A 26523-nucleotide genomic window follows, 5' to 3' on the forward strand; every position below is an offset into this window, starting at 1 on the left:
CGGCCGGCGTGTGTAGGACCCATCGCGAACCTGCACACGTCAATTCCCCACCGGGCAACGCACACCGATGAGGCTTTGGCTCAAAATCGTAGTGGCGGTGGGCGCCCTCAGCCTCGTGGCGGCCGCCGGCGCATACACTTTGACAAGATACCCGGCGCTGATCTCCGCCCGATACACTTTGACATTGGCGACCGGTCCCGTTGGGAGCGACGGACAGAAAGTGCTCGCAGCGTTCATCCGTGATCTGTCCGCGGAGCATCCCCTCGTGCGCTTGGTTCCCGTTCCGACGGATAGCCTAGCCGATAGTGCGAAATTGCTCACGGATGGTCGAGTCGATATTGCCGTCGTTAGGAGTGACGACCAAGCGGCGGCGCATGGACGTACAATCTTCGTGCTTCGGCAGGACGGAGTCGCGGTCCTTTTGCCACCGGCATCGAAAATTGAGAGCGGGAGCGAACTCGCGGGCAAGAAGCTCGCGGTAGCAAACGGGTTCGATCCCGGCCTGCTCAAGGCCTTCACCGAGTTCTACGGCCTGAACACCGCAGACCTGATGGAAATGTCGCGGGCGGAGTTCGGGCCCGCACTAAAGGCGAGGCGCGTTGTCGCCGCCATCGTAGCTGGCCCCCTGGGACCAGGGCCGATCCCGGATGCCTTTGCCAACATCCAGAAGAGCTTCAAGGCGAAGCCATCCTACCTCGACATAGCGGAAGCGGACGCCATCGTCGCCCGATGGCCTTCTTACGAGTCGGTCGAAATCAAGCAGGGGACGTTTGGAGGCACCCCGACCGAGCCGACCGAGACGATCAACACCTTCGCCGTCCGCATCCTGCTTGTCTCGCGGGCCTCTCTGCCGGACCGCGTAGCCGGCGAGGTCACGCGGATGCTACTGACGACAAAGGCCAAGCTCGTCACCAGCTTGCCCGCCGCGGCCCAGATGGAGGCTCCCGACACGGAGATGTCTAATCTGCTTCCCGTTCATCCCGGGACGGTGGCCTATCTGGACGGCGAACAGGAGAGCCTGCTGGATCAGACGGTCAACTATTACTGGTTGGCCGTCATGGTCGTCGCCATTTTCGCCCCCCTCGTGGGCTGGGTCGCCTCTAAAAGCAGGCGACGTCACAACAACGAGGCTAGGGCAAAACTTTGCCGGGTAGTCGAGCTTGTGACACTGGCCAAGAACGGCACGGCGGATGAGCTTGCCACAGCCGACGCGGAACTTGAACGTATCACTGAGTGGCTTCTCCAACGGCTCGTCGCGGACGAAATCGAACGCGATCATTTTCAGCTTATCGAGCGGATCATCGTGCAACTACGCGCGACCATTGAGAAGCGGCTCGATGACCCTGCCACCGCCGGCGCTTCCTCAAAGTGCAGGCTTAAACAGGGTCTTGCTTAGGCCGAGCACACATCGCGACCCGAGTAAACGCGCCTACCGAACGTCGGTCGGGGGCCCTTCAATGGCCTTCCCAAGCCGCTCCAGTTCGAGCGAGTAGCAGAACAGGGAGAACAGGATCGCTAGGACGGCGAGCGCCTTCACAAAACCTTGGCCCAGGGGCGGGAGAGCACTGAGTTCAGGCACATGCCGGAAAAAAAGCACTGAGAAAAACGCGCCGCCAAAAAAGAAGCTGGCGCGACTGGCAAACAGCAGTAGATGCCCGACGACAACGTTGCAGAATGGGATGCAGATAGGGACGCGCTGAAGTCTGATCCAATAGCAGGATTGTAGAACGATGATGCAGCCTATGACGGTCGCAAGACGCCATAATTCGAGATCCACTGGTTCTCCGAGGCGCGAGATCATCCGTCGAAAGATCGGCAGGATGATCCACACGAGGCAGGAGGCCGCTGCGGTCTGCAGGATGAGTAGGCCACCGTAAATGGCCGCTCGTCGTGACGTTCGGGAAATCAATTGCAACAGGATTTATCCAGACAGGCCGCGGTGAAGGACAGCTTTAGCTCGATACCCGCCGACACCGAGCGCTCGCGTCTCCGATTAGACCTTCAAAAAGGCGGCCGGCCATATCTCGATCACAACCCACCATTCGGCAAATGCCCACTTTGTCGATCTCTCGCCTGCAAGCGGAGCAGCGCAAATTCACCCGACCCAGTCTTAAGGCTCTGTTTCATCAAGCGCCAGGAAGCGGACCTTCCACCCTTCCGCAAAGGGTCGCAACCAGACCCGAGCCTCTCGCCCCAAAGCGGAAGCTCAACCTCTGGCTCAACACTGCATGGTAGGTCCTGCCACTCGTACCCGAAAGCGGCTGCTGGAGGACCTTTACTGTGTCATCAGCACCATGCCGCTGATCGGACCCACGCCCTTGGGTACCGGTACGCTGGTCGCGTCGTAGTTGGCGTTGAGGTAGAGATTCGGCCCTTCGTAGAGGTTCACCTGCTGCGCCACCACGACCGTGTAGGCAGACTGATCCGCCACCGGCTTGTGTGAGTCGATCACGAGGCGTCCGGCGGGCAAGTAGATCGCGCCCAGCGCTGTCTGTGCCGGTTGCAGTGTTGCTCATTGCGCCTGAGCCAGATGCAGTTCGGCCCATGGAGCTGGGGTGGGCCGGCGGACGAAGACCGCGCAACCGCCGACCTGAGGTACGACCGCCCACCTCAGTTTTCCTCGGCCAGCATGATGGTTAGCACGCGACTCGTGACCGCCGGATCGGCCGGGTCGGGCGAGGCGAAGCGCGGACAGAGGTCGTCGCAGTCGATCTTCCAGAAGCAGCGATAACCCGCGACCGCGGCCACGCCAAAGTCGTGCTCGCCGTGCGGATCGTTGTCGGCATCGAAACGGTCGAAGCCACGCACCGCCGCCAGCAGCGCGGCGCGGGCCACGCTCGGCAGCGCTGCGACCCCGGCACTCATCACGACCCGCCCGCCGGAGAAGCTCCGGCGGAAGGCATCGTTTAGGTCGCGCACTCGGTGCGGGTGCTCGGCGGGGTGCGAAACGTCCATAGTCTTAGCCCACCCCCTCGCGCGAGCCGGGCGGCAACAATCCGAGATCCTTGCGAGCACGGGTGATCTCGCCGTCGTCGGGAAAGTCGCGCCAGCGCAGCACAAAGCGGTCGTCCGCCTTGGTGTAGAGGACCACCGCTTCCCACCAGCCTTCCATCGGCCCCTGGCAGGCAAGCACGACGCTGCCGATGCCGATGGCTGACCAGTCACGCGGCGCCGAGGGGGGCCCGCCTGAGCCGTCCGTGCCGCCGATGGCACCTGACTGCGTCGCGGCGGGCGAAGGGGCGCTCGTGGCCTTGCCAGCGGCCTTGAGGGGCATGGGCATATCGGGGAGGCCGGCGGTGGCCATCAAGCGGGCGAACGCCCCAGCGGCGCAGAACGGGACGAACGCTTTGCCGCTGGCGAACAGTCGGCCCCGCGCCAAACCAGTGGCGAGGGCGTGGTGTTCCTTGCCCACCGCCAGGGCGTGCAGGCCCATCAGCGCGGCGGCGCGGCTGGCGCCCTCGGCATCGGCCGCCGAGAAGGCGCTGGCATGGGGGCGACCCCGCTCGTCGCAGCCAAAGAGGATCAGGCCCGGGGCAGTAGCCGGCGGCGCCTCCTTTGGCGCGGGATCACCGAGCGGTGGGGAGGGAGGCACAAGGGCGATAGATGGCAGCGCCGGGGCGGCAAGGGGGATGGTTTCGGGGGTCATTGGTAGGCTCCAGAAACGACGAAGGCGACCCGAAGGCCGCCTTGCGTGGGGTAGACGCTTGTTGCTGAGGCTGCGGCCGCTGCGGGGCACGTCGCCTGAGAAGAAACCTCGGCGGCGGTTGGTAGGCGATCAAAGCGGGCATTCTGTGCATCGCAAAAAAGGTGCAACTAAACGCAATTTATAGACATCTATTCCTAATGTCAAGGTAGGGTTGTAAATTCGCTTTTGAAGCGATGAGACATGTCGTCTGGACCGAAGGGTCTGCACACTCTTCGCCGGGCAAGCAGCGCAACGTCCGGAGACTTACCGCCCATGTCGAACGGATCAGGGATTATGGCGGCCGAAAACACAAAGCTCGGGACGGTTAGGATTCGCTATCCGTCCGCCGGCCAGCTTAGATTCCCTTGGGTAAATACCAATTGCAAACGTAGCCCGCGCGCTGCCTGTGGAGCTAAGCCAAGGCAAAGCAAAGCTACCTCACACTAGTTGCTACAGATGCCTAAAAAGGCGCCTGTATATGAACCCCCGTGCCCGGATGGCTAAGTTAACCCTGTGAGAGCATACCCACCACTGGTGAGTGGCTGCCTTACCCCCTGCTGACCGCTGGGACACCTCATGCCCAACCCCGTCATGAGAGCATGAGCCCATGAGCAACACTGGAGACCATACCCATGAGCAGCACCGCCGCCGCCCGCCAGATCACCAACGCTTACGGAGAGTGGGCCACGGCTTTGCAGCAAGATGGCTGGACCCCGTACTTGTTGACCCTGATGTTCCGGCAGTTGCGGGGTTCGCCTACGGCGGTCGCGCGCCAGATGGAACGTGAGGCGGAGCGGGTCTACGGCCGGTTCGTCACCCGCGTGCACCGCAATCCGATGGCGCCGTCGAGCTTCGGCCGCCTTCCCGTGTGGATCTGCAGCCCCGACTTCCCCGTCTTCAAGCATGCGAAGCAGAGCTTGGATGACGTCACGATCAACGCTGGGCGCCACCTACATACCCTCAGCTTTCAGCCCCCGCCCCAGCATTCGCGGCTGCGCGAGCCCGTCGATGAGCATTTCACGGCATGCCAGAACCTCTACGTTCGGCCAGACCTTCCCTTGCTGCGCCTGCACGCCGTGCCGATCACCCACAGTCTCGAAGGCGTGGTCGATTATGCGCTGAAGGCGCTGCGGCAGGGCCTGATCGGCGACGACGGCGTGTTCGTCCTCCCCAGAAGTCGGTCGGAGATGCCGGTGCGGAGCTGTTTCCCGCACGGGCCGCGCGGCTAGGAGCACAGCACCCGCCGTTCATGCGTCTCAGCCGTTGCTCACTCCAGCAAACGAATGGGTTTGGCCTTGCGGCCAGCCGATCACTAATCGACTGAGACACATCAATGTGTCGATGCTTGTGGGCTGCGAGGTGCAGCAGCCCTACCGCAGCGATGACCTGCCAATTTCGGAAAGCGAGAGACGTCCCGCCTGCAAGCGGTTGCAAGCCTTAGTACGCGCGGGCGGAGAAGTGCGCTGGTATTATCTCGAATTGTAATATTCCTCCATCACTTCAACGAACACGCGCAACCGGCGCATGCCCTCACGTCGTTGCTCCAGTGTCAAATCAGGCCACGAACGCTGCGCCGCCGGTTGCGTGCCCCAAGCAGACTTCCGTGGTGGTTTGCCCGGTTTCCGATCAACATCATCATTCAAATCCGCGAAGTAATGGTCAGGTCCTGCTTCAGGTGCCTCCGCCTTGCGCCGCGCAGCCTCCTGCTCGCGCAGGCACTCAATGCCGTGCCTTTTGATCAACGGCATTACGTCTTCAGGTTTGAACCCCGCGTGATAGCGTCGGTCGAGCATGAGGGCATAGACCCGAACACGCCGTTTCACTTTGTTGCTTTTGGCTTGGAAAACGAAACGCAGCACGTGCCGGAGCATATTGTTTCGCGCGTTCAGCGTATTTTTTGGACGGCGCCCTAACCCACCCCAACCCGGGTGCTTGATGAACTGCTCCCACGCTCGATCCGTCCGGATCATGTGGTAGGCCGCCGCATAGGCCGCAGCGATAATGCCGATACGGTGCTCTCGAAATCCCGTGTCGAGGGTGATCCAGGCAGTCTGTGCCGCATGGGCCGCGACGACCGGTTGCCCTCGTGCCATGCCGATGATCGCTAACGGATCGGTGATTGTGATCGTTGCTGGCCCTTCATCGTCATCGGCCGAAAGGTGCGTAACGCACCCTTTCGGGCCGCGTGTCCGACGGCTTCCGGAAGGCAGTAGCGAGTTAGGTGGCGTCGTCACCCCCGGAGGCTTATCAGCCGACGGGCATGTGCGATGACGGTTCCCAGGATTGACGAGTCGCTTGTTCCCCAACACGGGCGACGTATCGGAGCGGCGCGGCCAGTTCGATTGGGGCAGGCGAAACTTCAATCCAGCCTTCGCCTTGTTCTCCGCCAGGACGCTTGGTGAAAGTTTAAGCGTTGCCATTTCAACCTCAGTGCTAAATTCGATAATCTCTGGCGATTATTGGGGCCTGCGTTTGCCGACTCGGAGCAGGCGGCTGAAATGTAGTCATGCGTTGCATTTTGGATTTAGATCCTCACACCCGTCTCAAGCAGGGTTCGGATGTCTTCACACCGCCACGCGGTGATGCGCGGCCCAAGCTTTATCGGCTGCGGGTATCGTCCAGTACGCACTCCCTCCCACCAGGACGACTTGCTGATCGGCAGGGGTCCTCGCGGTGCAAGAATGTTGGCGAGGCGGACGAAGCCAGTGGCTGGCAAGCCATCCGAACATGGCGTAATTGATACCAAGTCTTCTGCGACGGGCATTTGTTCTGTCCCCTACTTCGAAGGCGTTTGCCTTTCGAACGAAGAGAAGAATGGCGTCAGCGCAATCTCGAGGAAATTCAAGTTCCAGGTTGCACGATGAAAACGCCAGTTCCTAGAGTGGTTTATGCAAAAATCTAGAATGTTTCAAAGCCACATAAGCGCCTTTCGGCAGCGGCGGTGGCGAAATTGCTTCTGCGGCAAAGCCGGGCGGAAAATTTGGGAAACTTACGGCCTGTAGCGATCTTGGATCGAGCCTCTGACGAAGCAAAGCAATTACCCCACAGCATCGCGCGATATATAGGCGCAATTCGTCAGGTTGAGCGAAAATTTCATCAACTGCTGCTGCGAATCCGGGCTGCGCTGGATCGATTGAGAACTCCAAGCCGGGATGGTAGCGCTCGATATAGTGGAATGGCGCGGCCGGTCCCAATTTAAGCCATAGCGCCGTGAACGTGCGCTTAGACATTTTCCATTTGTACTTGAATCCATTCCCCTGCATCACACGAAATGCTTTGTCTAAGCTGGCGGTATCCCTCGCTCGGTCGGTGGTTGGCTCGTAGGCAATGAGGAACCATGCAACGTCCGAGACAAGATCGAGGTGACTGTAGGGGTGACCATCCCATTCCCAAACATCGAAAATCGGAAGAGTGAGCGCGTCGAACGAACATATGCGGCGCAGCACATCGACACGGATATGACGCAACGCGAGAGTCAGATCAGCCGGTGGTAGCTCATCCAATGTTTGTGCAGTGGAATCCTGCGTGAGATACGAGACAATACACGCGGTGATCGCCGCCGGGTGATCGCCGGGCACCGTCGGCCAACGGAGCCAAGCGATGAACTTGAACAGCGCTTCGAGGAAAGAATCACGGTCATCGTTCCGCTCATCCAGCAATCGGGCGAGGGCGGCATCGATGCCGCCCTGTTGGGCGGGTGTGGGCGACGGCCTGCCTTTGGATGGCTGCCGGGAGCGTTGCCATCGGTAGATCGAGGCCAACGAGGTATCGAGGCCGGCTGCGGCTTCCGCGGGTTGAAGACCCTTCTGCCGCGCCGCCACGAACCGGGCGATGATCGCATCTTGCTCGGCTACGGTATGACGCTTGGCAGGTGGGCGCCGGGGTCGAAGGCGTCGCACGCTTGGGGAACCCTCCGTAAGCCTTCGGACACTACAGGGCCGCTACGAACGTGGTCCATTGATCCATCAGATCGCGCCGCTTGGCCAGCAGGTCGCCACGCCGGTAGGCCGCCTCGACCCGGTTCTCGACCGCGTGCGCCAGCGCCATCTCCGCTACCTCGCGCGGCAGGGTCGTCGCCTCGGCCGCCCAGTCACGGAACGACGAGCGGAAGCCGTGCGCGGTGATCGGCACCGCCATTCGCTGCAGCGCCTTGAAAAATACTATGTTCGACAGCCGCCTCGTGCCATCTCGCCCCGGAAAGACGAGCGCGCTGTCGCCTGCCAATCCCTTCGCCTGGGTCAAGACTTCACGCGCCCTTACGCTGAGCGGCACCCGATGCTCACGGCCCGCCTTCATCCGCGCAGCCGGCACGGTCCAGAGCGCCTCAGCTTCGTTGATCTCGGACCAGTGCGCCCCAAGCACCTCACCGGTGCGTGCCGCCGTCAGGATCAAAAATTCAAAGGCGAGGCGGCCGATGTCGCCCTGCCCGGACATCGCCCTCAGGCGCGCGACGAAGGCGGGGACCTCTGTGTAGGGTAGCGCCGCGTGATGCTTTTCTCGCTCGCCCTGTTTCGGCAAGCCCCGGGTGACTCCCTCGACCGGATTGTCGCCGCTGCGATGCCCGGCCGCCTTCGCCCAATCAAGCACCGTGCCGATTCGCTGGCGCACGCGACTGGCCGTTTCACCCTTCGTCAGCCAGATCGGCGCGAGCGCCCTTAAAACATCGGGGGTCTCGATCTGGTCGACGCGCTTCGAGCCAATATGCGGGTTCGCGTAGGTGCGCAGCGTCGTGATCCACTGCGCCGTGTGCTTCGCATTTTTCCAAGTGGCCTTATGCTCAGCGTGCACCGTTTCGGCCGCCTCGGCGAAGGTTGGGACGGTCACCACTCCCTTGCGCTTATCAGCAACTGGATCGCCGCCGTTCCGAGCGATTCTGCGATAGGCAAGCGCCTTCTCCCGCGCCTCTGCGAGACTTACGAGCCCAACCCCGCCGAACCCGATGTCACGACGCTTCCCCTGCACGACGATGCGGAGGATCCACCGCTTCGAACCTGACGGATCAACCAAGAGATAGAGGCCATGGCCATCGGCGTAGCGCCCCGGAGTCTTGAGAGAGCGTATCTGCACGCTCGTCAACGCTTTCTCGGGGTGCCGCCCCTTGCCTCCCATTGCCGGACCCGCCCAATTCTAAAAAGCCATTGTAGCCCACATTCGAGGTGGGCTGCCAGCGGATTGTAATGGATGATGCCGGACAAACTCGTCGATTCGCTGTAGCGGATATATGATTGGAATAATTGCAGTTTTTGGCCGGCGTTGGCTGATATTGCATCTCCTCGGACAATGAACGAAGGCGGTCCTGGGCGCCGCCTTTCACGCGCGGGAGGGCCCCAAACCACCAAAGCGGCAACCCGACAGCGGGAACACGCTCCGCCCCTGCGTCTGGCCGTCGGCCTGCGCCGAGCGCGAGGTCCCCGAACCGCCGCCGAGGGCCCACCGGTGCGACCGGACCAAGTGCGGGATTCGCCCGGAACGGCGGCGGCGCCGCCGCGGACGCGACGGACCGAGGCACGGTTCGACGCAGGCCTGCCCGTCCCGATGCGGGCCGCCCCAAGTTCAGTGGGCCATGAGCACCGGGAGACGGGCGTGCTCGACGACGTGGCGGGTGACGCCGCCGAGCAGGAACTCGCGGACCCGGCTGTGGGTGTAGGCCCCCAAGGCCAGCAACGACGCATTCCGCCGTTCCGCCTCGCCAAGAATGGCCGCGCCGACGGCGTGCGGCTCGCTGGCCTCGCGGGTGACCGCCTCCGCCACGATGCCATGCCAGCGCAGGTAGGCGCACAGGTCGGCCGCCCGCGCCTCCTCGAAGCGCTCCGTCCGCGCATGCACCACGGTCACCCGGCCCGCCTCGTGCAGCAGCGTGATGGACTGCCCGATCAGCCGCGTCGCCTCCAGGCTGCCGTTCCAGGCGATCATGACGTGGTCCAGCAGATCGTCGGGGAGGGTCTTGCCGACCATCAGCGTCGGGCGCCCCACCGAGAACAGCGCCGTGTCGAGCGCGCGACCGGTGAACGGCCGCTCCGGGTCGGGCTGGTCGACGAGGACGAGATCGCTGACGCGGCCCGCCAGGGTCAGGAGCGGCTCGACCTCGCCGGAGAGTTCGGTCCAGGTCGCGAAGGTGGCGTCCAGGCGCCCGCCCGACGCCGCGAAGGGCACGCCCTGGCGCGCGCACCACGCGCGCAGGGCCGCCTGCCCGTCGGCCGCGGCCTCCCGCACGCCCCGCTCGATGGCCTCGATGGTCGCGCAGTCCATCGGCACGAGGCTCGCCATGCCGGCGAGCACGTGCTCCGGGCCCGGCGCCATGAAGCTGACGTTGATATGCGCGTGCAGCCGCTGGCCCAGCCGCAGGGCCGCGTCCAGCCGCCGGGTGGCGTCGATGCCCGGGGCGGTGGGAACGAGGAGGCAGCGCAGGTACATCGGAAACTCCTCGCTCAGCGTTCCAGGCTCTTGAGGTAGGCGATCAGGGCCTCTGCCTGATCCGGGTCGAACCGGAATTCCGGCATGCTCGGATGGCCCGTGCGGATGCCCTCGGCCAGGGCCTCGCCGAGGTCCTCGACGGGGTAGCGCGTGTGCAGCTCGCGGAAGGGCGGCGCCTCGCGCAGGGGGCTCGCTCCGACCCGCCCCACGGCGTGGCAGCGGGCGCAGTTGGTCCGGGCGAGGGTCTCGCCCTGCTTGACCTGCCGGTCCCAGGCCGTGGCGGCGCCGGCGGGAAGAAGGATGGCGAGCAGCGCGAGAGCGCCCGCCGGAATGGTGGCTTTCGGGCGCATCAGTGGCTCATCAAGCAGCAGATGGGCGTGGTCGTCAGGACCTCGCGGGTGGCGCCGCCGAAGACCCACTCGCGCAGGCGGCTGTGCCCATAGGCGCCCATCACGATCAGGTCTGCCTCCTCGCGGTGGGCGAACCGAAGGATCTCGTCCGCGGCGCCGATCTCCGGCCTGTGCAGCAGGTGCGTGGTGACGGCGACGCAGTGGCCGGACAGGTAGGCGGCGACGTCCTCGGCGCCCTCCTGGTCGGCGCCGGGACCCACCACCGCCACATGAACCTCGTCGGCCCGAGTCAGGAACGGCAACGCGTCGTGAACGGCCCGGCGTGCCTCCCGCGTATCCTTCCAGGCCACGACGACCCGTCGCGCCGCGAGGCTCTCCACACCCGGCGGCGCGATCAGCACCGGGCGCCCGACCTCCATCAGGAGCGCCCCAGCCGGAACGCCCATCGGACCCGGGTCGCCGTCTGCAGGGCCGTTCCGGCCGACGACCACGAGATCGGCGGCGCGCGCCGCGCTGGCGAGGTAGATCAAAGGCGCGGTCGGAGCCGAGCGCCAGCCCGTCCCGTGCGCCGCCCCGGCCTCGCGCTGGAACAAGGCCTTGGCCGCCGCGAGCTGCTCGTCCGCCAGGCGCTCCTCGATGGCCCAGACGCGCTCGACCTCCAGCATGTCGCCGACCGGCATGGGGGCCAGGACCGGGCGCGCCGCGACGCCGGTCAGCGTGGCCTCGAAACGCCCGGCGAGGCTTGCCGCCAGCTGGACGCGGTCCGCCGCCGCGGCCCCGAGATCGACCGAGACCATGATGTTGGAGATCTTCATGACCGTCTCCCGCTGCCGGAATTCCGGCGCCGTCTTGGGGAGCGTGGCCGGGGTTCGCAGCGTCGGCCTTGATCCATCTCAAGGGGCGCGACGGGCAATCCGGGTGCTCCGGAGGACCGAGCTCAAGATGCGCGGATCGAGCCTCAACCGGCGCAGCTCAGGCGAGGGTCAGGCGGTCCTCGACGGCTCGAACGCCGGGGGCCGACCACGCCGCCCGCTCGGCGAGCTCGCGTTCGCGCCAGACATCGACGCATCCATCGAGGGTGACCGTGTCGCCATCGACGTGCACGCGGATCGTGTCCGGGTCCCGCGCGCTCCGCTGCAGGGCCGCGCGGATGCGGGACTTCACGTCGGCGGCCCGGGCCGGCGGCTTCACGGCGATGAGGTTGACGATGTCGGTGACGCCGGCCAGCCGCCGCAGGGCCTTATCGACGGCTGCCTTCTGGTGGTAGTGCGGCACGCATCCGTGGAGCGTGACGCGGCCCTGCTCGACCTTGAGCGTGACCGAGTCCCGGGGGATGCGCGCGTCCCACTGGATCACCCGGGCGCAGCGCTCGGCCAGGGCCTCGTCGCCGACCCTCGGATCATCCGGGTAGCGGACCTCGATCCGCTCGATCACGCCGCGCACGCCGCGGACCCGCAGCACGACGCGCTCGGCGATGCCTCGTTCGGCGTAGTTCCGGACGTGCCCGGTGAGCGTCACGATGCCGTTCTCGACCGTGACGCCGATCTGCGCCGCGTCGATCATCGGGGCGTATTCCAGCTCGTCGAGCACGTGCCGGCGCACGGTGATGTCGTCCATCGCCCGTCTCCTCGGTTCGGTGGGGTTCAAAGGGCGAGCCAGAGCAGCACCGGCGTCACCGCCGAGGCTGCAAGGGCCAGCGCCAGGGCCTGCAGGCTGCCGATGCTCCGGTAGCGATAGCCATCCGAGACGACCCGCCGGCCCGCGTCGTTCCGAGGCGCCAGCCCGACCGGTACCCGCACGCGGCGCACCGTCTGGATGTAGGTGGTTCGAAGCACCAGGGTCATCGTCCGCTCCCGTCCTGCCCGACGGAGGCCATTCTGCCGGCCATCGCCGGGCCCGCTTTGATCCAGCTCAACGCCGCCGGTCCGGCCCCCCGGCACGGTCGACGCCGGGATCAGCACCCGCCCGGAGGCCGGCATGGACGCGACGCACGGAACCAGGGAGCGCCACGCGAGCGGACATCGGGATGACAGGCGCGCGCTGCCGTTCGTGCCGGGGCCGCTCGGACCCGACAGCCTCCAGCGGATCGACGCCTACTGGCGGGCCGCGAACTACCTGTCGGTCGGGCAGATCTACCTCATGGCCAACCCGCTCCTGCGCGAGCCGCTCAAGCCCGAACACGTCAAGCCGCGGCTCCTCGGCCATTGGGGCACGACGCCCGGCCTCAACTTCATCTACGCGCACCTGAACCGGGTCATACGCCAGCGCGACCTCGACATGATCGCGGTCTGGGGGCCCGGCCACGGCGCGCCGGGGCTCGTGGCCAACGCGTACCTGGAGGGCACCTACAGCGAGATCTACCCGGACGTGGCGCAAGACCTCGACGGGATGGCGCGCCTGTTCCGGCAATTCTCGTTTCCCGGGGGCATCCCGAGCCACGCCTCGCCCGAGCTGCCGGGCTCGATCCACGAGGGCGGCGAGCTCGGCTATGCCCTGGCGCACGCCTTCGGGGCCGCCCTCGACAGCCCGGGCCTGACCGTCGCCTGCGTGATCGGTGACGGCGAGGCCGAGACGGGGCCGCTCGCCGCCTCCTGGCACGCGAACAAGTTCCTGGACCCGAGGACGGATGGCACCGTCCTGCCGATCCTGCACCTCAACGGCTACAAGATCGCCAGCCCGACGCTCCTCGCCCGCATGCCCGCCGACGAGCTTCGCAGCCTTCTCGTCGGCTACGGCTACGCGCCGACCTTCGTCGAGGGCGACGAGCCGGCCCCGATGCACCAAGCCATGGCCACGGCCCTCGATGCGGCCTGCGATGCCATCGCGGATATCCGCAGGCGCGCCGGCCACGGAGAGGCCGGGCGGCCGCGGTGGCCCATGATCGTGCTGCGCAGCCCCAAGGGCTGGACGGGGCCGGACCGGGTGGACGGCAAGCCGGTCGAGGGCACCTGGCGCTCGCACCAAGTGCCCGTGGCGGCCGTGCGGGAGAACGCCGGGCACCGCGCGATCCTGGAATCCTGGATGCGATCCTACCGGCCGGAGGAGCTGTTCGCGGAGGACGGATCGCTCGTCGTCGACCTCGCCGCGCTGCCGCCGCAGGGGCCGCGGCGCCTCTCGGCCAACCCGCACGCCAACGCGCACAGGAGCGCGCCGCTGCGCCTGCCGGACCTGGGCCGCGTCGCCGTCGCCGTGCCGGAGCCCGGCCGCCTCACGGCCGAAGCCACCCGCGTGCTCGGGACCTACCTGCGCGAAATCCTGACCCTGAACGCGGCGAGCCGGAACTTCCGCATCATGGGGCCGGACGAGACCGCCTCGAACCGGCTGGACGCGGTGTTCGCGGTGACGGGCCGCGCCTGGCAGGACGAGATCCTGCCGGGCGACGACCACCTCCGGCGCGACGGCCGCGTCATGGAGGTGCTGAGCGAACACCTCTGCGAGGGCTGGCTGGAAGGCTACGTGCTCACCGGGCGGCACGGCCTGTTCGCAACCTACGAGGCCTTCGCCCACGTCGTCGATTCGATGGTGAACCAGCACGCCAAGTGGCTGAAGTCCTCGCGCGACCTGCCCTGGCGCCGGCCGGTGCCGTCCCTCAACATCCTGCTCTCGTCCCACGTCTGGCGGCAGGACCACAACGGCTTCAGCCACCAGGATCCCGGCTTCATCGACTTCGTGGCGAACAAGCGCGGGGACACGGCGCGGATCTACCTGCCGCCGGACGCGAACACCCTTCTCTGCGCCATGGACCACTGCCTGCGGACCTACGACCGCATCAACGTGGTCGTGGCCGGCAAGCAGCCCGCCCTGCAGTGGCTCGCCCTGGACGAGGCCGCCCGGCACTGCGCGGCCGGCGCCGGGATCTGGGACTGGGCCTCGAACGAGGGCGATGCGGGCCCGGACGTGGTCATGGCCTGCGCGGGTGACGTTCCGACCCTGGAGACGCTCGCGGCCGTGGACTGGCTGCGCCGGCACCTCCCGGAACTCAGGGTCCGGGTGGTGAACGTCGTCGACCTGATGACGCTGCCCGCCCCCGAGACGCACCCGCACGGGCTCGATGCCTCGACCTTCGACAGCGTGTTCACGCGCGACCGGCCGGTGGTGTTCGCCTACCACGGCTACCCGTGGCTGATTCACCGGCTGACCTACAAGCGGACGAACCACGGCAACTTCCACGTGCACGGGTTCATCGAGGAGGGCACGACCACGACGCCCTTCGACATGTGCGTGTTGAACCGGCTCGACCGCTATCATCTCGCCCAGGCCGCGATCCGGGCCGTCCCGCGACTGGGCGCCCGGGCCGAGCACGCCGAGGAGGCGCTCCGGGACGCGCTCGCCGCCCATCGCGAGCACGTCCGCCGGACCGGCGACGACCTGCCGGAGGTGCGGGATTGGACCTGGCCGGAACGGTCCGCCACCGAGGACCACGACCGCCGGATCGAGGGCGACATCATGCAGTGCGGCCCGACCGACGCGGACGAGCCCGGTCGGGCCGGGACCGTCGACGGCTGGACGGTGGTCACCTGAGGCGGGGCGATGATCCTCGTCCTCAATGCTGGTTCCTCCAGCCTGCGCTGCGCCCTGTTCCGGCCGGGTGCGTGCGAACCGGCCTGGCACGCCCATGTCGCCGATATCGGGCGACAGCCTCGGATCACGGTCGACGGCATCGCCTCCGACGGGGAGCGCCCGCCGGCGGGCGACCACGCGACCGTCGCCCGCCGGCTGTTCGAGCGGCTGCCCGCCGCGCCGTCGGCGGCCGGGCACCGGGTCGTCCATGGCGGCACGCGCCACGCGGCGCCGGTCCGCCTCGATGCGGACGTCATGCTGGCGCTGGAGGGCCTCGTGCCGCTGGCCCCGGCGCACCAGCCGCAGGCGCTCGCCTGCATCCGGGCGGTCGGAGAGACCTGGCCGGACCTGCCGCAGGTCGCCTGCTTCGACACGGCCTTCCACAGGACGCAGGCGCGGCTGGCCCAACTCTACCCGCTGCCGCGCGCCCTCATCGACGAGGGGCTCGTGCGCTTCGGCTTTCACGGGCTGTCCTACGCCCATCTCGCCCGGGCTTACCCGAGCGGGCGGATCCTGGCCGCCCATCTCGGCCACGGGGCCAGCCTGTGCGCGATCCGGGACGGGCGCAGCGTCGCCACGACGATGGGCTTCACGACGCTCGACGGGCTGATGATGGGCACCCGCAGCGGCGCAGTCGACCCGGGCCTCGTGCTGTACCTGATCCGGGAGCGTGGCCTGTCACCCGACGCGGTGGCCGATCTCCTGAACGCCCGGTCGGGCCTTCTCGGCGTCTCCGGCATCAGCGACGACGTGCAGGTCCTGGAGGCGAGCGACGCGGTGGCGGCGCGCGAGGCCCTGGATCTGTTCACCTACCGGATCGTGCGGGAGGCGGGCTCGCTCATCGCCGCCCTCGGCGGGGTCGACACCATCGTCTTCACCGGCGGCATCGGTGAGCACGCCGCGCAGGTTCGCACCGACGTCTGCCGCGCGCTGGCATTCGCGGGCGTCGTCCTCGACGAGGGGGCCAATGCCGGCGGCGCGGGGAGGATCGAGGCGTCCGGCTCGGCGGTCGCGGTCCGCGTCGCGCCCGCGAACGAGGCGCGCGAGATCGCCCTGTCGGTGAGCGACGTGCTCGGGCCGATGTGAGCGCGCCCGTCACCGAGGAAGCGTCGGCGCGACCGCCAACCGTTCCGGTCCGGGCGTCGCGGGTTACCGCTTCAGGTAGGCGGGGTCGAAATCGGCGACCGCCGTCAGCCCATCCCAGTCCTCGATGGTCATCCACCGGCCTCGCCATGTGACGAGCCCGGCCCAGTGAAGCCTCTTCACGGTACGGTTCACGTGGACCGCCGTCAGGCCGAGGGCGCTGCCGAATTCCGCCCGCGTCAACGGCATGGAAAACCGGGACGCCTCGGTCAGGCCGGCGGCTGCCGCCCGCGTGAAGAGTTCGCAGATCAGGTGCGCCATCCCCGCGTACGCCTGGCGGTGCCCCGCGTTCAGGAGCCAGCGACGGGTCGTGGCCAGCTCGAAGGCCGTTTCGAGCTGCAGCATCCTGGCGATGCGGGGATGCCGCGCCGTGAGACGCCTCAAGGCATCATGGGGGATGACGCCGATGCGACACGGGGTGAGCGAGGCGATCACGTGATCCATCCGCCGTCGGAGGAGGCCCTGGAGGTCCAGAAAGTCGCCGGGCAGTTGCAGGCCGAGGATCTGCGGCCTCGCGGTCTCCAGGGGGATGTAGCGGCAGGTCCAGCCATCCAGAAGGAGCCGGCATTCGGCGGGCACGTCGTCCTCGCGCACGATCTCCCGGTCGGCCTCGATCGCTACGACCCGGGATACGGACGCGGCGAGGGCGTCGATCTCCGAGGCCGAGGCACCGGACCGATCCAGCCTGCGCCTGAGGGCGAGGGTCCAATCCACGCGCGACGCACGGGCAGGTTCGCGGGCGATCTGCCCCTGGCGCCAGTGCGGGCCGCGCGCGCGCGCCGGTCGGCGCGTCGAGCCAGCGGGCGGTTGCGCGGCATCGCACCGGTCCGCGACCGCCGCTTGGTTCGGCCTCGACGGTGTATCTCCGTCAACCACGGACATGCTGCGCCCTCCAGTTCCACAGGACGGAAGACAGGTTGGGGGCACGATGCGGTCGCGCCTTGCGGTGAATCAAACAATCTCGGTTCGGAGCACCATTCGCCTCGCCCCGCTCGAACCAGATCCGGCATCCGATGGGTCGGGGCGTCGCGACGCGCGCCGGCTTCGACCCGCCGTCACGATCCCCGTGTCCGACGTCGAGGCCGGAGCGGCAGTCGCCGAGAGCGACCGGCCGCACCCAACGGCACAGGAGGCGGTCGCCCTCGGTCGTCCAGTCCGGGGAGCCGATCAGCCGGGCGGCGCCGCCCGCGTCCCGTGCCAGAGCGCCGCGTCGCGGCGGCCGTCCGGTCGGAGCGGTGCCACGCTCTCGGAGCCGCGCCCGGCTCTGCCGTCCGGATGCTCCGGGCAAGGCGCCAGGGTCACGCGGCACAGCAAGGCACAGCGCGGCAGAGAGTGGCCGGCCATCCCGGCCTCCGCCGTCGCGCCGAGAGCGGCCGCCGGCGCGGGCGTTCCACGGGGCGTGGCCGCCTCCTCAGCGCAGGGCGACGGTGCGGTCCTCGATGGCTCGCTCGCGCGTCGCGCGTCGGGGCCGTGCGCTCCTCCCCGGCGCTGGGGGAGGGGAACCTTCAATCCTCGACGAAGCGGCGCAGCCGGGCGCGCCGGAGGCTGACCTGGCGCCCGGCTGCGCGCAGCAGCGCCCCGTCCTCCTCCAGGTGCGAGAAGGTGCGCGACACGGTCTCGATGGTGAGACCGAGGTGATCCGCGATGTCGCGCCGGGTCATCGGCAGGGCGAAGGTGCCGGTGCCGCCGAGACGCTCGTCGACCTCCATGAGGAAGGTCGCGACGCGCTCCACCGCGGAGCGCCGGCCGAGCAGCAGCATGTGGTCCTGGGCGTAGCGAAGGCCGCTCGCCGCCATGGCCCAGAGCTGGCAGGCCACCTCGGCGCTGCGGGTCGCGGCGCGTTCGATCCCCCGGCGGCGGAAGATCAGCACCCGGGTGTCCGACAGGGCCTCGGCCGTGTGCCGGTGCATCTCGCCCTGCTCGAACCCGAACAGGTCGCCGGGCAGGTGGAAGCCGGTGATCTGGCGCCGGCCGTCGCTCAGCACCTTGTGGGTGCGCACCGCGCCGCTGACGACCTTGTAGACGAATTCGGCCTCCTCACCCTCGCCGTAGATCTCCTCCTCGCGGGCGTAGGCGAAGGGGGTGCCGAGGAGCTCGGGGCAGCCCGCGAAGAGCGCGATCCCGGGCTTGCCGCCGGCGGCGACGTTCGCGGTCACGCGCGCGGATGGGGGCAGGGTGATCTCGGCGGCCATCGCTTCTCTCCTCGTCCGCGTGGGGTGAGGAGACCTTGTCGGGGTCGTGGCCCCGGCGAAATTCCGGGCGGTCTCTTAAGCAGCTCCGCGTAAGGGGATCTACCTAGGGTGCCGGCGGAGGCTCAGCCCCGCTCAGGGGCACGAAGATCCATCCACCCCCGGGGTCGGGAGCCGCGGCCCATGAGAACCGCGCCGCGAGGAGCGACGCGACGGTCGTGGCCAACGCGTAGGCCACCAGGGCCAGGACTAGGGTGACCGCGTCGGGATGTCGGCGAAACCCATGGACCGTTACGCATCCGGAGGTGAAGGCTGCGCCGATGACGCGCGTGGCGGGCTCGATCGGCATGACAGACCTCTCAGCCGGTTCCAACGGGCGGAGCATCCTGCCGGGGCCCGGCATGGCCTTGACGGCGGTCAACGCAATCGAGGGACGGCGAAGCGCGCCGTTACGGGCCCGGGCCGTTGACCTGGGTCAAAGCCACCCGAGGCCGCGCCCGCAATCCTGGACGCCAGCCGGACCGGGGAAGGCACACGAGATCCCCTCGCGTGGGCCATGGGCCGATCCGCGCAAGCCGCCGCACCCGCGAAGTCCCGCGGCGGGCTGGTGATCCTAGGCGCCGGCGGTGAAGCCCCCGCCGGCCTCGCCATCGGCCAGCACGCCCAGGAGCACGTCCAACGCCAGGGGCTTCTCGACCAGCGGAACGCCGGCGACACTGGCCTTCGCCCGGATGCCCGGATCGGGATGACCGGTGATCAAGACCACCGGGACACGGCTGTCGAGGTCGCGCAGGCGCCCGACCACCTCAAGGCCGTCCATGCCGGTCATGATTTGGTCGAGCAGCACGAAGGCCGGGTTCGGGCCGGGAAAGGCCGCCAGCAATTCGCGGCCGTCAGCGAAGGTCTCGACACGGTGCCCTTCGCTCTCGAGCAGGAAACGCGTGGAGTGCAGGACGGCCGGGTCGTCGTCCACGACGTAGATGAGGCTGGCAGGGTCTGTCGTCATGGCGGTCGCCGGTCGGCGTGCTCCCCGGTTGGAAGGCGCCACCATGCGGACGAGGACCGGCGGTCGCCTTGACCTGCCTCAAACCGGCGTCAGGCGAGGCCCGCCAGCACCGACCAGCGCACCAGTTCCTGCAGGCTCTCCGCCCGCGTCTTGGCCATGAGCTTGGCCCGGTAGATCTCGACGGTGCGCGGGCTGATGTCGAGGGTGCGGCCGATCTCCTTGCTGGTGCCCCCGGCGACGAGGTGGTCCAGGACCTGCCGCTCCCGCTCGCTCAGGGTCCCCACGCGTCGCACGAACTCGCGCAGCGTCGGATCGACCACCCCGGCTGCCCCGCCCCGCTCCAAGGCCGACCTGAGCGCCTGGATGAGCGTCGCGTCGTCGAACGGCTTCTCGATGAAATCGCAGGCGCCGAGCTTCATCGCCTCGACCGTGAGCGGCACGTCCCCGTGCCCCGTCATCATCACCACCGGCAAGGTGTGCCCCGCCGCCCGCAGACGGCGCAGCAGTTCCAGCCCGTCGATACCGGGCATGCGGATGTCGGTCAGGACGCATCCCGCAGCCGGCTTCGCCAAGCTGTCGAGCAGGTCCGTGCCGGCCTCGTAGAGCCGTACCTCGAACCCCTCGGTCCCGAGCAGGAAGCCGACGGAATCCCGCATCGCCGGATCGTCGTCCACGACGTGCACGAGGTCAGTTGCCATTGGGCGGGTCTCCCGCGTGGGCGGCCTGGAGCGTCAGCCGGAAGGTTGCCCCGCCGGCGTCGTTGCGTCCGACGTCGAGCCGCCCGCCATGCGCCTCGACGATGGTGCGGCAGATCGAGAGCCCGACGCCCATGCCGCTCTGCTTGGTCGTGACGAACGGTTGGAACAACCTGTCCGCGATCTCCTCGGCGATGCCGGGGCCGGTGTCCGACACGGTGATCTCGACCGTGTCCCGGCCGATGGGCCGCGCCGCGACGGTCAGTTCGCGCCTGTCGCCCTGCTGCATGGCCTCGCGGGCGTTGCGCAGCAGGTTCACCAGGACCTGCTGCACTTGGACCCGGTCGGCCAGGACGGAGCCGGCGCGGGGGTCGACGGCGACGCGCGCGACGATGCCCTGCTCGCGGGCCCCGACCAGCGCCAGCGCGCTGGCCTCCTCGATCAGCCGCGCGACCGGCTCGACCCGCTTCTCGGTCTCGCCGCGGGCGACGAACTCGCGCAGGCGCCGGATGATCTGGCCGGCCCGCAGCGCCTGCTCGGCGGTCTTGTCGAGGACTTCCATCGTCTTGGCGATGGCCTCGGGCCCGGGGCGCGCCAGCAGGCGGCGGCAGCCCTTGGTGTAGTTCGCGATGGCGCCGAGCGGCTGGTTCAGCTCGTGCGCGAGTGCGGAGGCCATCTCGCCCATCGCGCTCAGCCGGGAGACGTGGGCGAGTTCGGACTGGAGTTCCTGGAGGCGGGCCTGGGTGCGCTGGTGCTCCGTGAGGTCGTCGATGAACCCGGTGAAGAACACCTGCTCCCCCGAGCGCATCTCGCCGATGGCGAGCTCCATCGGGAAGATCGAGCCATCCCGTCTCCGGCCGGTCACGACCCGGTTGGTGCCGATGATGCGGCGCTCCCGGGTCCGGCGGTAGCGGTCGAGGTAGCCGTCGTGCTCGCTCTGCATCGGCTCCGGCATCAGGATGCGGACGTTCTGCCCGACCGCCTCGCTGGCCGCGTAGCCGAACAGGCGCTCCGCCGCGGCGCTGAACGAGTGGATGAGGCCCGCCTCGTCGATGACGACCATCGCCTCGGGCACGGTGTCGAGGATCGAGCGCAGGTGCGCCTCGCGTGCCCGGATGTCCTCCTCGGCCCGCTTCTGCCCGTCGATGCTCAGGACGACCCCGCGATGCCGTGCCGGCCGTCCGTCCGTGTCGGGGCTCACCCGGCCGCGCGAGCGCAGCCAGCAGACGTGCCCGTCGGGCCGCACGACGCGGTAGTCGACCTCGTAGCTGCCCCCCTCTCGCAAGGCCCGCTGGATGGCGTCCGCCCGGGCCTGCCGGTCGTCCGGGTGCACCAAGGCCTGGGAGTCCGCGAAGGTGGTCAGCCGCTCGGGCGGCACTCCGAACAGGTGGGCGCAGGTGGGAGAGACGGTGGCTCGTCCGGTCGGGACATCCAGCGACCAGACGCAGATGCCCACCTCGTCGAGGGTCTGCCGCAGCGCGTCGCTCGCCGACATGATGTCACGCTCCAGGTCGGCGCTGGGCCTGTCGATAAGGTCCGTCATCAACCGCACCCGGGGAAGCCCTGCGCGCGGCAGTCGCGGAACTCGCCTGTCGCCGCGCCTCGGTCGGCCGCGTCGCGCGTCCGGTCATTACTGCGATTCCGGTACAGGGAACAGCCGTCGACCCGTATTCGCAGCCGGCGCCGAATAGCTTTTGGTCCGGACTGAAACTGAAACCGCGTCGCCCGGGCCGCTTGAGCTGGATCAAGGCCGCGCGCCCAGGACGGCACGAACCATGGGGCCGGCACGAATCGGAGAAGTCCATGCCCGGACCCTGCCCTGCGCCCCTCGCGGGCCTCCGCGACGTCCTCGTCGGCACCGCCTTCGAGGGCGAGCGCGAGGCGGCCTCCACGGCCGTCGGCTATGGCCTGACCTTGGCCAAGGCCGCAGGCGCCCACCTCACCCTCCAGTCGTCCGCCTGGCGCCACTCGGGCGACGCCGCTTGGCCCGGCGGCTTCGACTCCGCCGGCGTCTCGGCCGCGGACCACCGGCTCCAGGCGCTGGCCAGCGCCGTGGCGGCGCGCTCGGCCGGGGACGCCGCGCAGGCCGGCGTGGTCTGCACGACGGAGGCGCCGAGCCTGCCCTATCCGGAGATCGTGGACCGGCTGGCCGAGCGCGCGCGCCTGCACGACCTCACCGTCCTGGACATCGGCCCGCGGACCTACGATCTCGACCGCCAGATGATCGAGAAGGCGCTGTTTCACAGCGGCCGTCCGGTCATCGCCGTCCCGCCGGGACACGACGCCTTCGCGGCACGGCGGATCCTCGTCGCCTGGGACGGCAGCGCCCAGGCGGCGCGGGCCGCCAACGACGCGCTGCCGTTCCTGCGCGCGGCCGAGGCGGTCGAGATCGTCTCCGTCGGCACCGAGGCGGAGATCCACGCGGCGGTGCCCGGGGCCGAGTTCGCGCCCCACCTCGCGCGCCACGGGGTGAAGGTCTCCGTCAACGACCTTCCGAAGGGCGAGGGAGTCGCCGCGACCCTGCGCGCCCAGGCCGGTCTGTTCCGGGCCGACATGATCGTGATGGGCGCCTACCGGCACGCCCCGACCCGCGAGTATTTCTTCGGCGGCGTCACGCGCTCCTTCCTGCGGGGCAGCCCGGCACCGCTGTTCCTCGCCCACTGAAGATGGAGGCCGACGATGACAGAGCGAGAGCCGCCTCGCCGCGCCGCCACCGCCCGGGTCCTGCGATCGCGGACACGCGGGCCGTCGATTCCACCGCCTGCGGTGCGGTCGACCACCGACGCGGCGCCACCCCAGGTGCGGGCACCGAACCGGACCGCGTGGCCCGGTCCGCTGAACGCGGAGGACCGGGCCGCCCTGGAGGCGGGCTGGGGCTTCGTCGAGTGACGTTCACGCCGCGGGACGGGCCGCCCGCGACGTCCGTCCCCGATGGGGAAGCGGCCGACGAGCGTGCGGAGAGCGTGCCGAACGGCGGCGCCTCGGGCATCGGGCAGGCTGACTGCGAGCCGACCCCAGGGCCGCGCCCGCGGCCCGCCCGGAGGGACGCCAGTCCGCGGCCCGCCGGGGCGGCCCAGGCCGCCTTTCCGGTGACCGCCAAGAGGATCGGCGCCGATCCGCCGAGGGGAGCGTGGGACCAGCGCATCAGTGGCACATCAGGCAGCAGACCGGCGCGCGTTCGAGGGCCTCGCGCGTGACGCCCCCGAAGATCCATTCCCGCAGGCGCGCGTGACCGTAGGCACCCATCACGATGAGGTCGGCGTCCTGCCGCAGGGCGAAGTCGAGAATCTCGCCGCCCTCGCCGCCCGCCGCCCGCAACAGGTGGGTGGTGACAGGCGCACCGTGCCGCGCCAAGTGGCCGGCCACGGCCTCCAAACCCTCCTGGCGCCCGTCGGCCCCGACCGTCGCGACGGCGACCGCGTCGGCGCCCTGGAGGAGGGGCAGCGCCGCCGATACGGCCCGCCGTGCCTCCGCGCCGTCTTTCCAGGCGACGACGATGCGGGCCGCCCTGAGGTGCACGAGGCGGGGCGGCACGACGAGGACGGGCCGGCCCGCCTCCATCAGCACAGGCCCGGGCGGCACGCCCAGCGGACCCGGGTCCTCGTCGCCGCGCCCGCGCCGGCCCACCACGACGAGGTCGGCGGCCCGCGCCTGTTCGACGAGATGCGTGATGGCCCCGGCGAGGGCGGCTTGCCAGGCCGTGCTTATCCCGTCGCCGGCGTTGCGCTCGAACATGGCGCGTGCCTGTTCGAGGATCTCGCGGACCAGCGCCTCGTTGCGCGCTTCCTGTCGGGCGGCGTCGTGGACATCGCGCACCAGGATGGGAGCCGGCACCTTTTGGGCCGCCGCGCCCGTGAGGGTCGCCGCGAAGCGTCGGGCCAGCCCGGCGGCGAGGCGCACCCGGTCCGGTGCCGCGTCGCCGAGGTCGGCGGAAACGAGGATGTTCGCGAACTCCATGGCCCCCTCCACCGTGCGCCGATCCTGACGCGGGGAGCCTCGCCCGGGCCGGATCGATCCACCTTGATCCAGCGCAAGCCCGCGGGCGCCGCGCGGCCCGTTTCACGGACGGCCCGGGACGATCGGCGCCGTCTGCTCGCGCCCGTCACGGGGGGCGCCGAGGGCGCGCATGGCGTTGAGGATCACAGCGATGTCGATGGCTTCCTGCAGGAGCGCCCCCCGCAGGGGTGAGAGGTATCCCAGGGCCGCCGCGACCATGCCGGCCAGCGAGAGCCCGAGGCCGACCCACACGCTCTGGAGCGCGATGGCGCGGGCCCGCTTGGCGATGCGGATGGCCCGGGGCAGGGGCGCCAGGCTGTCGACCAGCAGGACGATGTCCGCCGCCTCGGCCGCCGCCGCCGCCCCCCGGGCACCGAGGGCCACGCCAAGGTCGGCGGCGGCCAGGGCGGGCGCGTCGTTCACCCCGTCGCCGACCATCATCACGGGACCGAGCCGGCGCGCGGCGGTCACCGTGTCCGTCTTGGCCGTCGGGTCCAGGTCGGCGGCGACGGCGTCGACCGGAAGGCCGGCCACGAGCGCTTCCGCGACGGCGCGTCGATCCCCGGTGGCGAGGACCACGCGCTCGATGCCGCACGCGCGCAGTTCCAGGAGGGCGTTGCCGCCGTCCGCCCGCAGCGGGTCGGCGAACGCCAGCACGGCGGCGGCCGCGCCGTCGACGGCGACCAGCACCGTCGCGGCGACAGCCGGGATTCCTGCCGCCTCGTCCCGCGACGGGAAGGGGACGCCGTGCATCCGCATGAGGTGCGCCCCCCCGACGATGACGGGCCGCCCCTCAACCAGTCCGGTCAGGCCTTCCCCGGGCGTCTCCTCGACCGCCTCGGGTTGCGAGAGCGTCAGGCCGCGCCGGACCGCCTCCTCGATCAGGGCCCGCGCCAGCGGGTGGCCGGAGGCTTGTTCGAGGGACGCCGCCAGCCCCAGGACCTCGCCTTCGTCGAGGCCCCCGAGGATACGTGCGGAGGTCAGCCGGGTGGCGCCGTGGGTCAGGGTGCCGGTCTTGTCGACCACCAGCACGCGGACCTTGGCCAGCATCTCCAGGGCGCCGCCACCCTTGATGAGCACGCCGATGCCGGCCGCGCGGGAGAGGCCGGAGACGAGGGCGACGGGCACCGCCAGGATGAGCGGGCACGGCGTGGCGACGACCAGCACCGCCAGCGCCCGGAGGGGGTCGCCGGTGGCGAGCCCCGCGCCTCCCGCCAGCAGCAGCGTCAGGACGAGGAAGGCGAGCCCGTACCGGTCCGCCAAGCGTGCCATCGGCGCCTTCCGGGCCTGCGCCGCCTGCACGAGCCGGACGATCCCGGCATACGTGCTCTCGGCTGCGGGCCGCTCCGTGATCAGCGTGAACGGCTGGCCCACATTCACCGTCCCGCTCAGCACGGGCTCGTTGGCCGGGATGGTGACGGGCAGCGCCTCGCCGGTGAGGCTCGACCGGTCCAGCACGGCGCGGCCCGCGGCGACCCGGCCGTCCACCGGCAGGATGTCGCCGACGCGCACCAGGATGCGGTCTCCCGGGACCAGCGCCGCGAGGGGCACCTCCGTCAACCCGCCGTCCTCCTCGCGCAGGGCGGTGCGCGGCTGCCGGGTGAGCAGCGCCGTCATCGCCCGCCCGGCGCGGCCGGTCGAGTAGGCTTCCAGCGACTGGCCGCCCGCGTACATCAGGGCGATGACGGCGCCGGCCAGCGGCTGCGACAGGGCGAGCGCGCCGCCCATCGCGAGCAGGGCGACGAGGTCGAGGCCGACATCTCCCCGCGCCAGGCTCGTCGCGACCTGGATCAGGAGGGCCCCGAGGACCACCAGGGTCGCGAGGGTCCAGGCCGCCGCCGCGACGTCCGCTCGGCCGACCGCCTGCGCCGCCAAGCCGGTACAGAGACCGGTCAGCGGCAGGACGGCCAGCCATCCGCGCAGGCCCGGAACCCATCCGGCGCGCGCCGGCCGTTTCGTCCCCGGCAAGCCCGCGGCCGCCGTCGTCATGTGCGCCCCCATGCGTTCGCACCGCCGAGATGCGGCCGGTCCGGCTCGGTGGACCTTGCGCTGGATCAACGCGTCCCCGGGGGACCGCGCGGGAAGCGCCCGCCGTCACGGTTCCGGTCGTCGCGGGATGGCGGACCCGCCCGCCGGACGGACACCGCATCGCCCCGGACCGGATCGGTGAACCGGAACACGTCATCGGGAACCGCGCCATCGACGGCGCGTCCCCGACCGTTGCCGCCGAGGCGGCGGTGATCCACACCCGCCCCGCGGGTCGCATCGGCGGGAGGTTCGGATCCCTGGCGGGCGAGATCGGAGTCCTTACGGGTGCGAAGGGCCTCCGCCGGGCCGGCAACGGTGCCGACCAGGAGCTCGCTCGCGGGGCACGCGCGATGCTTCATGACGCTTGATGACGCGTCATGCGTCCTGGCTGCGAGGCTGATCAGGCGCGCGGCGCTGCTCGGAGACGTACCGGCAGAGATCCCCTGCGCCGTCGTCC

24 protein-coding genes and 1 pseudogene are annotated in these 26523 nt (G+C 69.3%); 6 read left to right on the plus strand and 19 right to left on the minus strand.

Annotated features, from left to right (window positions below; genetic code table 11):
- The first annotated feature begins 67 nt into the window (after window positions 1-67).
- Complete coding sequence (locus MFF58_RS16330) at window positions 68-1396, plus strand: TAXI family TRAP transporter solute-binding subunit (protein WP_238289798.1); 1329 nt, start codon at window positions 68-70, stop codon at window positions 1394-1396.
- A gap of 33 nt (window positions 1397-1429) precedes the next feature.
- On the opposite strand, the gene MFF58_RS16335 is transcribed toward MFF58_RS16330, so the two are convergent.
- The 4 genes and pseudogenes from MFF58_RS16335 to MFF58_RS16350 all read right to left on the minus strand — a co-directional run bounded on the left by MFF58_RS16335 (window position 1430) and on the right by MFF58_RS16350 (window position 3646).
- Complete coding sequence (locus tag MFF58_RS16335) at window positions 1430-1915, minus strand: hypothetical protein (protein WP_308445449.1); 486 nt, start codon at window positions 1913-1915, stop codon at window positions 1430-1432.
- 360 nt (window positions 1916-2275) lie between these two features.
- A pseudogene (locus MFF58_RS16340) lies at window positions 2276-2497 on the minus strand (hypothetical protein); the annotation flags it as partial.
- 113 nt (window positions 2498-2610) lie between these two features.
- The gene (locus tag MFF58_RS16345) at window positions 2611-2955 is read right to left on the minus strand and encodes a DUF3768 domain-containing protein (protein ID WP_238289799.1); all 345 of its coding nucleotides are present in this window, start codon (window positions 2953-2955) and stop codon (window positions 2611-2613) included.
- A gap of 4 nt (window positions 2956-2959) precedes the next feature.
- A complete protein-coding gene (locus MFF58_RS16350; RefSeq protein ID WP_238289800.1) occupies window positions 2960-3646 on the minus strand; it encodes a hypothetical protein in 687 nt (228 codons plus the stop codon).
- 671 nt (window positions 3647-4317) lie between these two features.
- Here MFF58_RS16350 and MFF58_RS16355 point away from each other — a divergent pair.
- On the plus strand, window positions 4318-4914 hold the full coding sequence (locus tag MFF58_RS16355; protein ID WP_238289801.1) for a hypothetical protein: 597 nt from the start codon (window positions 4318-4320) through the stop codon (window positions 4912-4914).
- 240 nt (window positions 4915-5154) lie between these two features.
- Here MFF58_RS16355 and MFF58_RS16360 read toward each other — a convergent pair whose 3' ends face one another.
- The 8 genes from MFF58_RS16360 to MFF58_RS16400 form a co-directional block, all read right to left on the minus strand.
- Window positions 5155-6105 (minus strand): hypothetical protein, encoded by a 951-nt coding sequence (locus tag MFF58_RS16360; protein ID WP_238289802.1) that lies wholly within the window; start codon window positions 6103-6105, stop codon window positions 5155-5157.
- A gap of 456 nt (window positions 6106-6561) precedes the next feature.
- Window positions 6562-7446 carry a hypothetical protein gene (locus tag MFF58_RS16370; RefSeq protein ID WP_238289804.1) on the minus strand — a complete coding sequence of 295 codons (885 nt, stop codon included), beginning with the start codon at window positions 7444-7446 and terminating at the stop codon, window positions 6562-6564.
- A gap of 169 nt (window positions 7447-7615) precedes the next feature.
- Window positions 7616-8752: a tyrosine-type recombinase/integrase gene (locus MFF58_RS16375; protein ID WP_238289835.1), complete on the minus strand. Its 1137-nt coding sequence runs from the start codon at window positions 8750-8752 to the stop codon at window positions 7616-7618.
- Window positions 8753-9238: 486 nt separating this feature from the next.
- The gene (locus tag MFF58_RS16380; protein ID WP_238289805.1) at window positions 9239-10099 is read right to left on the minus strand and encodes a universal stress protein; all 861 of its coding nucleotides are present in this window, start codon (window positions 10097-10099) and stop codon (window positions 9239-9241) included.
- Between the two features lie 14 nt (window positions 10100-10113).
- Window positions 10114-10449 (minus strand): c-type cytochrome, encoded by a 336-nt coding sequence (locus MFF58_RS16385; protein ID WP_238289806.1) that lies wholly within the window; start codon window positions 10447-10449, stop codon window positions 10114-10116.
- On the minus strand, window positions 10449-11264 hold the full coding sequence (locus MFF58_RS16390) for a universal stress protein (protein ID WP_238289807.1): 816 nt from the start codon (window positions 11262-11264) through the stop codon (window positions 10449-10451). Before MFF58_RS16390 ends, MFF58_RS16385 begins: the two co-directional genes overlap by 1 nt.
- A 157-nt stretch (window positions 11265-11421) precedes the next feature.
- Window positions 11422-12066, minus strand: a complete 645-nt coding sequence (locus MFF58_RS16395) for a BON domain-containing protein (protein ID WP_238289808.1) — start codon at window positions 12064-12066, stop codon at window positions 11422-11424.
- 26 nt (window positions 12067-12092) lie between these two features.
- On the minus strand, window positions 12093-12293 hold the full coding sequence (locus tag MFF58_RS16400; protein ID WP_238289809.1) for a hypothetical protein: 201 nt from the start codon (window positions 12291-12293) through the stop codon (window positions 12093-12095).
- 133 nt (window positions 12294-12426) lie between these two features.
- On the opposite strand from MFF58_RS16400, the gene MFF58_RS16405 reads away from it, so the two are divergent.
- Together MFF58_RS16405 and MFF58_RS16410 are read left to right on the plus strand one after the other, a co-directional pair.
- On the plus strand, window positions 12427-14970 hold the full coding sequence (locus MFF58_RS16405; RefSeq protein ID WP_238289810.1) for a phosphoketolase family protein: 2544 nt from the start codon (window positions 12427-12429) through the stop codon (window positions 14968-14970).
- A gap of 9 nt (window positions 14971-14979) precedes the next feature.
- Window positions 14980-16095 carry an acetate/propionate family kinase gene (locus MFF58_RS16410; protein WP_238289811.1) on the plus strand — a complete coding sequence of 372 codons (1116 nt, stop codon included), beginning with the start codon at window positions 14980-14982 and terminating at the stop codon, window positions 16093-16095.
- Between the two features lie 63 nt (window positions 16096-16158).
- Here the strand turns inward: MFF58_RS16410 and MFF58_RS16415 are convergent, their stop codons facing one another.
- The 5 genes from MFF58_RS16415 to MFF58_RS16435 form a co-directional block, all read right to left on the minus strand.
- Window positions 16159-16866, minus strand: coding sequence for a Crp/Fnr family transcriptional regulator (locus MFF58_RS16415; protein ID WP_238289813.1), 708 nt, complete (start codon window positions 16864-16866; stop codon window positions 16159-16161).
- A 791-nt stretch (window positions 16867-17657) separates the two neighbouring features.
- A complete protein-coding gene (locus MFF58_RS16420) occupies window positions 17658-18344 on the minus strand; it encodes a helix-turn-helix domain-containing protein (protein ID WP_238289815.1) in 687 nt (228 codons plus the stop codon).
- Window positions 18345-18954: 610 nt separating this feature from the next.
- On the minus strand, window positions 18955-19347 hold the full coding sequence (locus MFF58_RS16425; RefSeq protein ID WP_238289816.1) for a response regulator transcription factor: 393 nt from the start codon (window positions 19345-19347) through the stop codon (window positions 18955-18957).
- Window positions 19348-19436: 89 nt separating this feature from the next.
- Window positions 19437-20045 (minus strand): response regulator FixJ, encoded by a 609-nt coding sequence (gene fixJ, locus MFF58_RS16430; protein ID WP_238289817.1) that lies wholly within the window; start codon window positions 20043-20045, stop codon window positions 19437-19439.
- Entirely contained in the window at window positions 20035-21585 is a 1551-nt protein-coding gene (locus MFF58_RS16435) for a PAS domain-containing sensor histidine kinase (protein WP_238289818.1), read from the minus strand. Before MFF58_RS16435 ends, fixJ begins: the two co-directional genes overlap by 11 nt.
- A 260-nt stretch (window positions 21586-21845) precedes the next feature.
- Between MFF58_RS16435 and MFF58_RS16440 the strand changes: the two genes are divergently transcribed.
- On the plus strand, window positions 21846-22706 hold the full coding sequence (locus MFF58_RS16440; protein WP_238289819.1) for a universal stress protein: 861 nt from the start codon (window positions 21846-21848) through the stop codon (window positions 22704-22706).
- Between the two features lie 102 nt (window positions 22707-22808).
- Window positions 22809-22931, plus strand: coding sequence for a hypothetical protein (locus tag MFF58_RS32290; protein ID WP_279603336.1), 123 nt, complete (start codon window positions 22809-22811; stop codon window positions 22929-22931).
- A 255-nt stretch (window positions 22932-23186) separates the two neighbouring features.
- Here the strand turns inward: MFF58_RS32290 and MFF58_RS16445 are convergent, their stop codons facing one another.
- Complete coding sequence (locus tag MFF58_RS16445; RefSeq protein WP_238289820.1) at window positions 23187-23999, minus strand: universal stress protein; 813 nt, start codon at window positions 23997-23999, stop codon at window positions 23187-23189.
- Window positions 24000-24101: 102 nt separating this feature from the next.
- On the minus strand, window positions 24102-26027 hold the full coding sequence (locus MFF58_RS16450; RefSeq protein WP_238289821.1) for a heavy metal translocating P-type ATPase: 1926 nt from the start codon (window positions 26025-26027) through the stop codon (window positions 24102-24104).
- Window positions 26028-26523 lie beyond the last annotated feature (496 nt).

This window comes from Methylobacterium longum (assembly GCF_022179385.1).
Taxonomy (GTDB): Bacteria; Pseudomonadota; Alphaproteobacteria; order Rhizobiales; family Beijerinckiaceae; genus Methylobacterium; species Methylobacterium longum.

Coding starts and splice junctions, on each gene's coding strand:
- MFF58_RS16410 (WP_238289811.1), top strand. CDS start 14,980: ATGATCCTCGTCCTCAATGCTGGTTCCTCCAGCCTGCGCTGCGCCCTG.
- MFF58_RS16420 (WP_238289815.1), bottom strand. CDS start 18,344: ATGGCCGCCGAGATCACCCTGCCCCCATCCGCGCGCGTGACCGCGAAC.
- MFF58_RS16350 (WP_238289800.1), bottom strand. CDS start 3,646: ATGACCCCCGAAACCATCCCCCTTGCCGCCCCGGCGCTGCCATCTATC.
- MFF58_RS16425 (WP_238289816.1), bottom strand. CDS start 19,347: ATGACGACAGACCCTGCCAGCCTCATCTACGTCGTGGACGACGACCCG.
- MFF58_RS16330 (WP_238289798.1), top strand. CDS start 68: ATGAGGCTTTGGCTCAAAATCGTAGTGGCGGTGGGCGCCCTCAGCCTC.
- MFF58_RS16435 (WP_238289818.1), bottom strand. CDS start 21,585: ATGACGGACCTTATCGACAGGCCCAGCGCCGACCTGGAGCGTGACATC.
- MFF58_RS16445 (WP_238289820.1), bottom strand. CDS start 23,999: ATGGAGTTCGCGAACATCCTCGTTTCCGCCGACCTCGGCGACGCGGCA.
- MFF58_RS16355 (WP_238289801.1), top strand. CDS start 4,318: ATGAGCAGCACCGCCGCCGCCCGCCAGATCACCAACGCTTACGGAGAG.
- MFF58_RS16440 (WP_238289819.1), top strand. CDS start 21,846: ATGCCCGGACCCTGCCCTGCGCCCCTCGCGGGCCTCCGCGACGTCCTC.
- MFF58_RS16360 (WP_238289802.1), bottom strand. CDS start 6,105: ATGGCAACGCTTAAACTTTCACCAAGCGTCCTGGCGGAGAACAAGGCG.
- MFF58_RS16390 (WP_238289807.1), bottom strand. CDS start 11,264: ATGAAGATCTCCAACATCATGGTCTCGGTCGATCTCGGGGCCGCGGCG.
- MFF58_RS16450 (WP_238289821.1), bottom strand. CDS start 26,027: ATGACGACGGCGGCCGCGGGCTTGCCGGGGACGAAACGGCCGGCGCGC.
- fixJ (WP_238289817.1), bottom strand. CDS start 20,045: ATGGCAACTGACCTCGTGCACGTCGTGGACGACGATCCGGCGATGCGG.
- MFF58_RS16385 (WP_238289806.1), bottom strand. CDS start 10,449: ATGCGCCCGAAAGCCACCATTCCGGCGGGCGCTCTCGCGCTGCTCGCC.
- MFF58_RS16380 (WP_238289805.1), bottom strand. CDS start 10,099: ATGTACCTGCGCTGCCTCCTCGTTCCCACCGCCCCGGGCATCGACGCC.
- MFF58_RS16395 (WP_238289808.1), bottom strand. CDS start 12,066: ATGGACGACATCACCGTGCGCCGGCACGTGCTCGACGAGCTGGAATAC.
- MFF58_RS16345 (WP_238289799.1), bottom strand. CDS start 2,955: ATGGACGTTTCGCACCCCGCCGAGCACCCGCACCGAGTGCGCGACCTA.
- MFF58_RS16405 (WP_238289810.1), top strand. CDS start 12,427: ATGGACGCGACGCACGGAACCAGGGAGCGCCACGCGAGCGGACATCGG.
- MFF58_RS16400 (WP_238289809.1), bottom strand. CDS start 12,293: ATGACCCTGGTGCTTCGAACCACCTACATCCAGACGGTGCGCCGCGTG.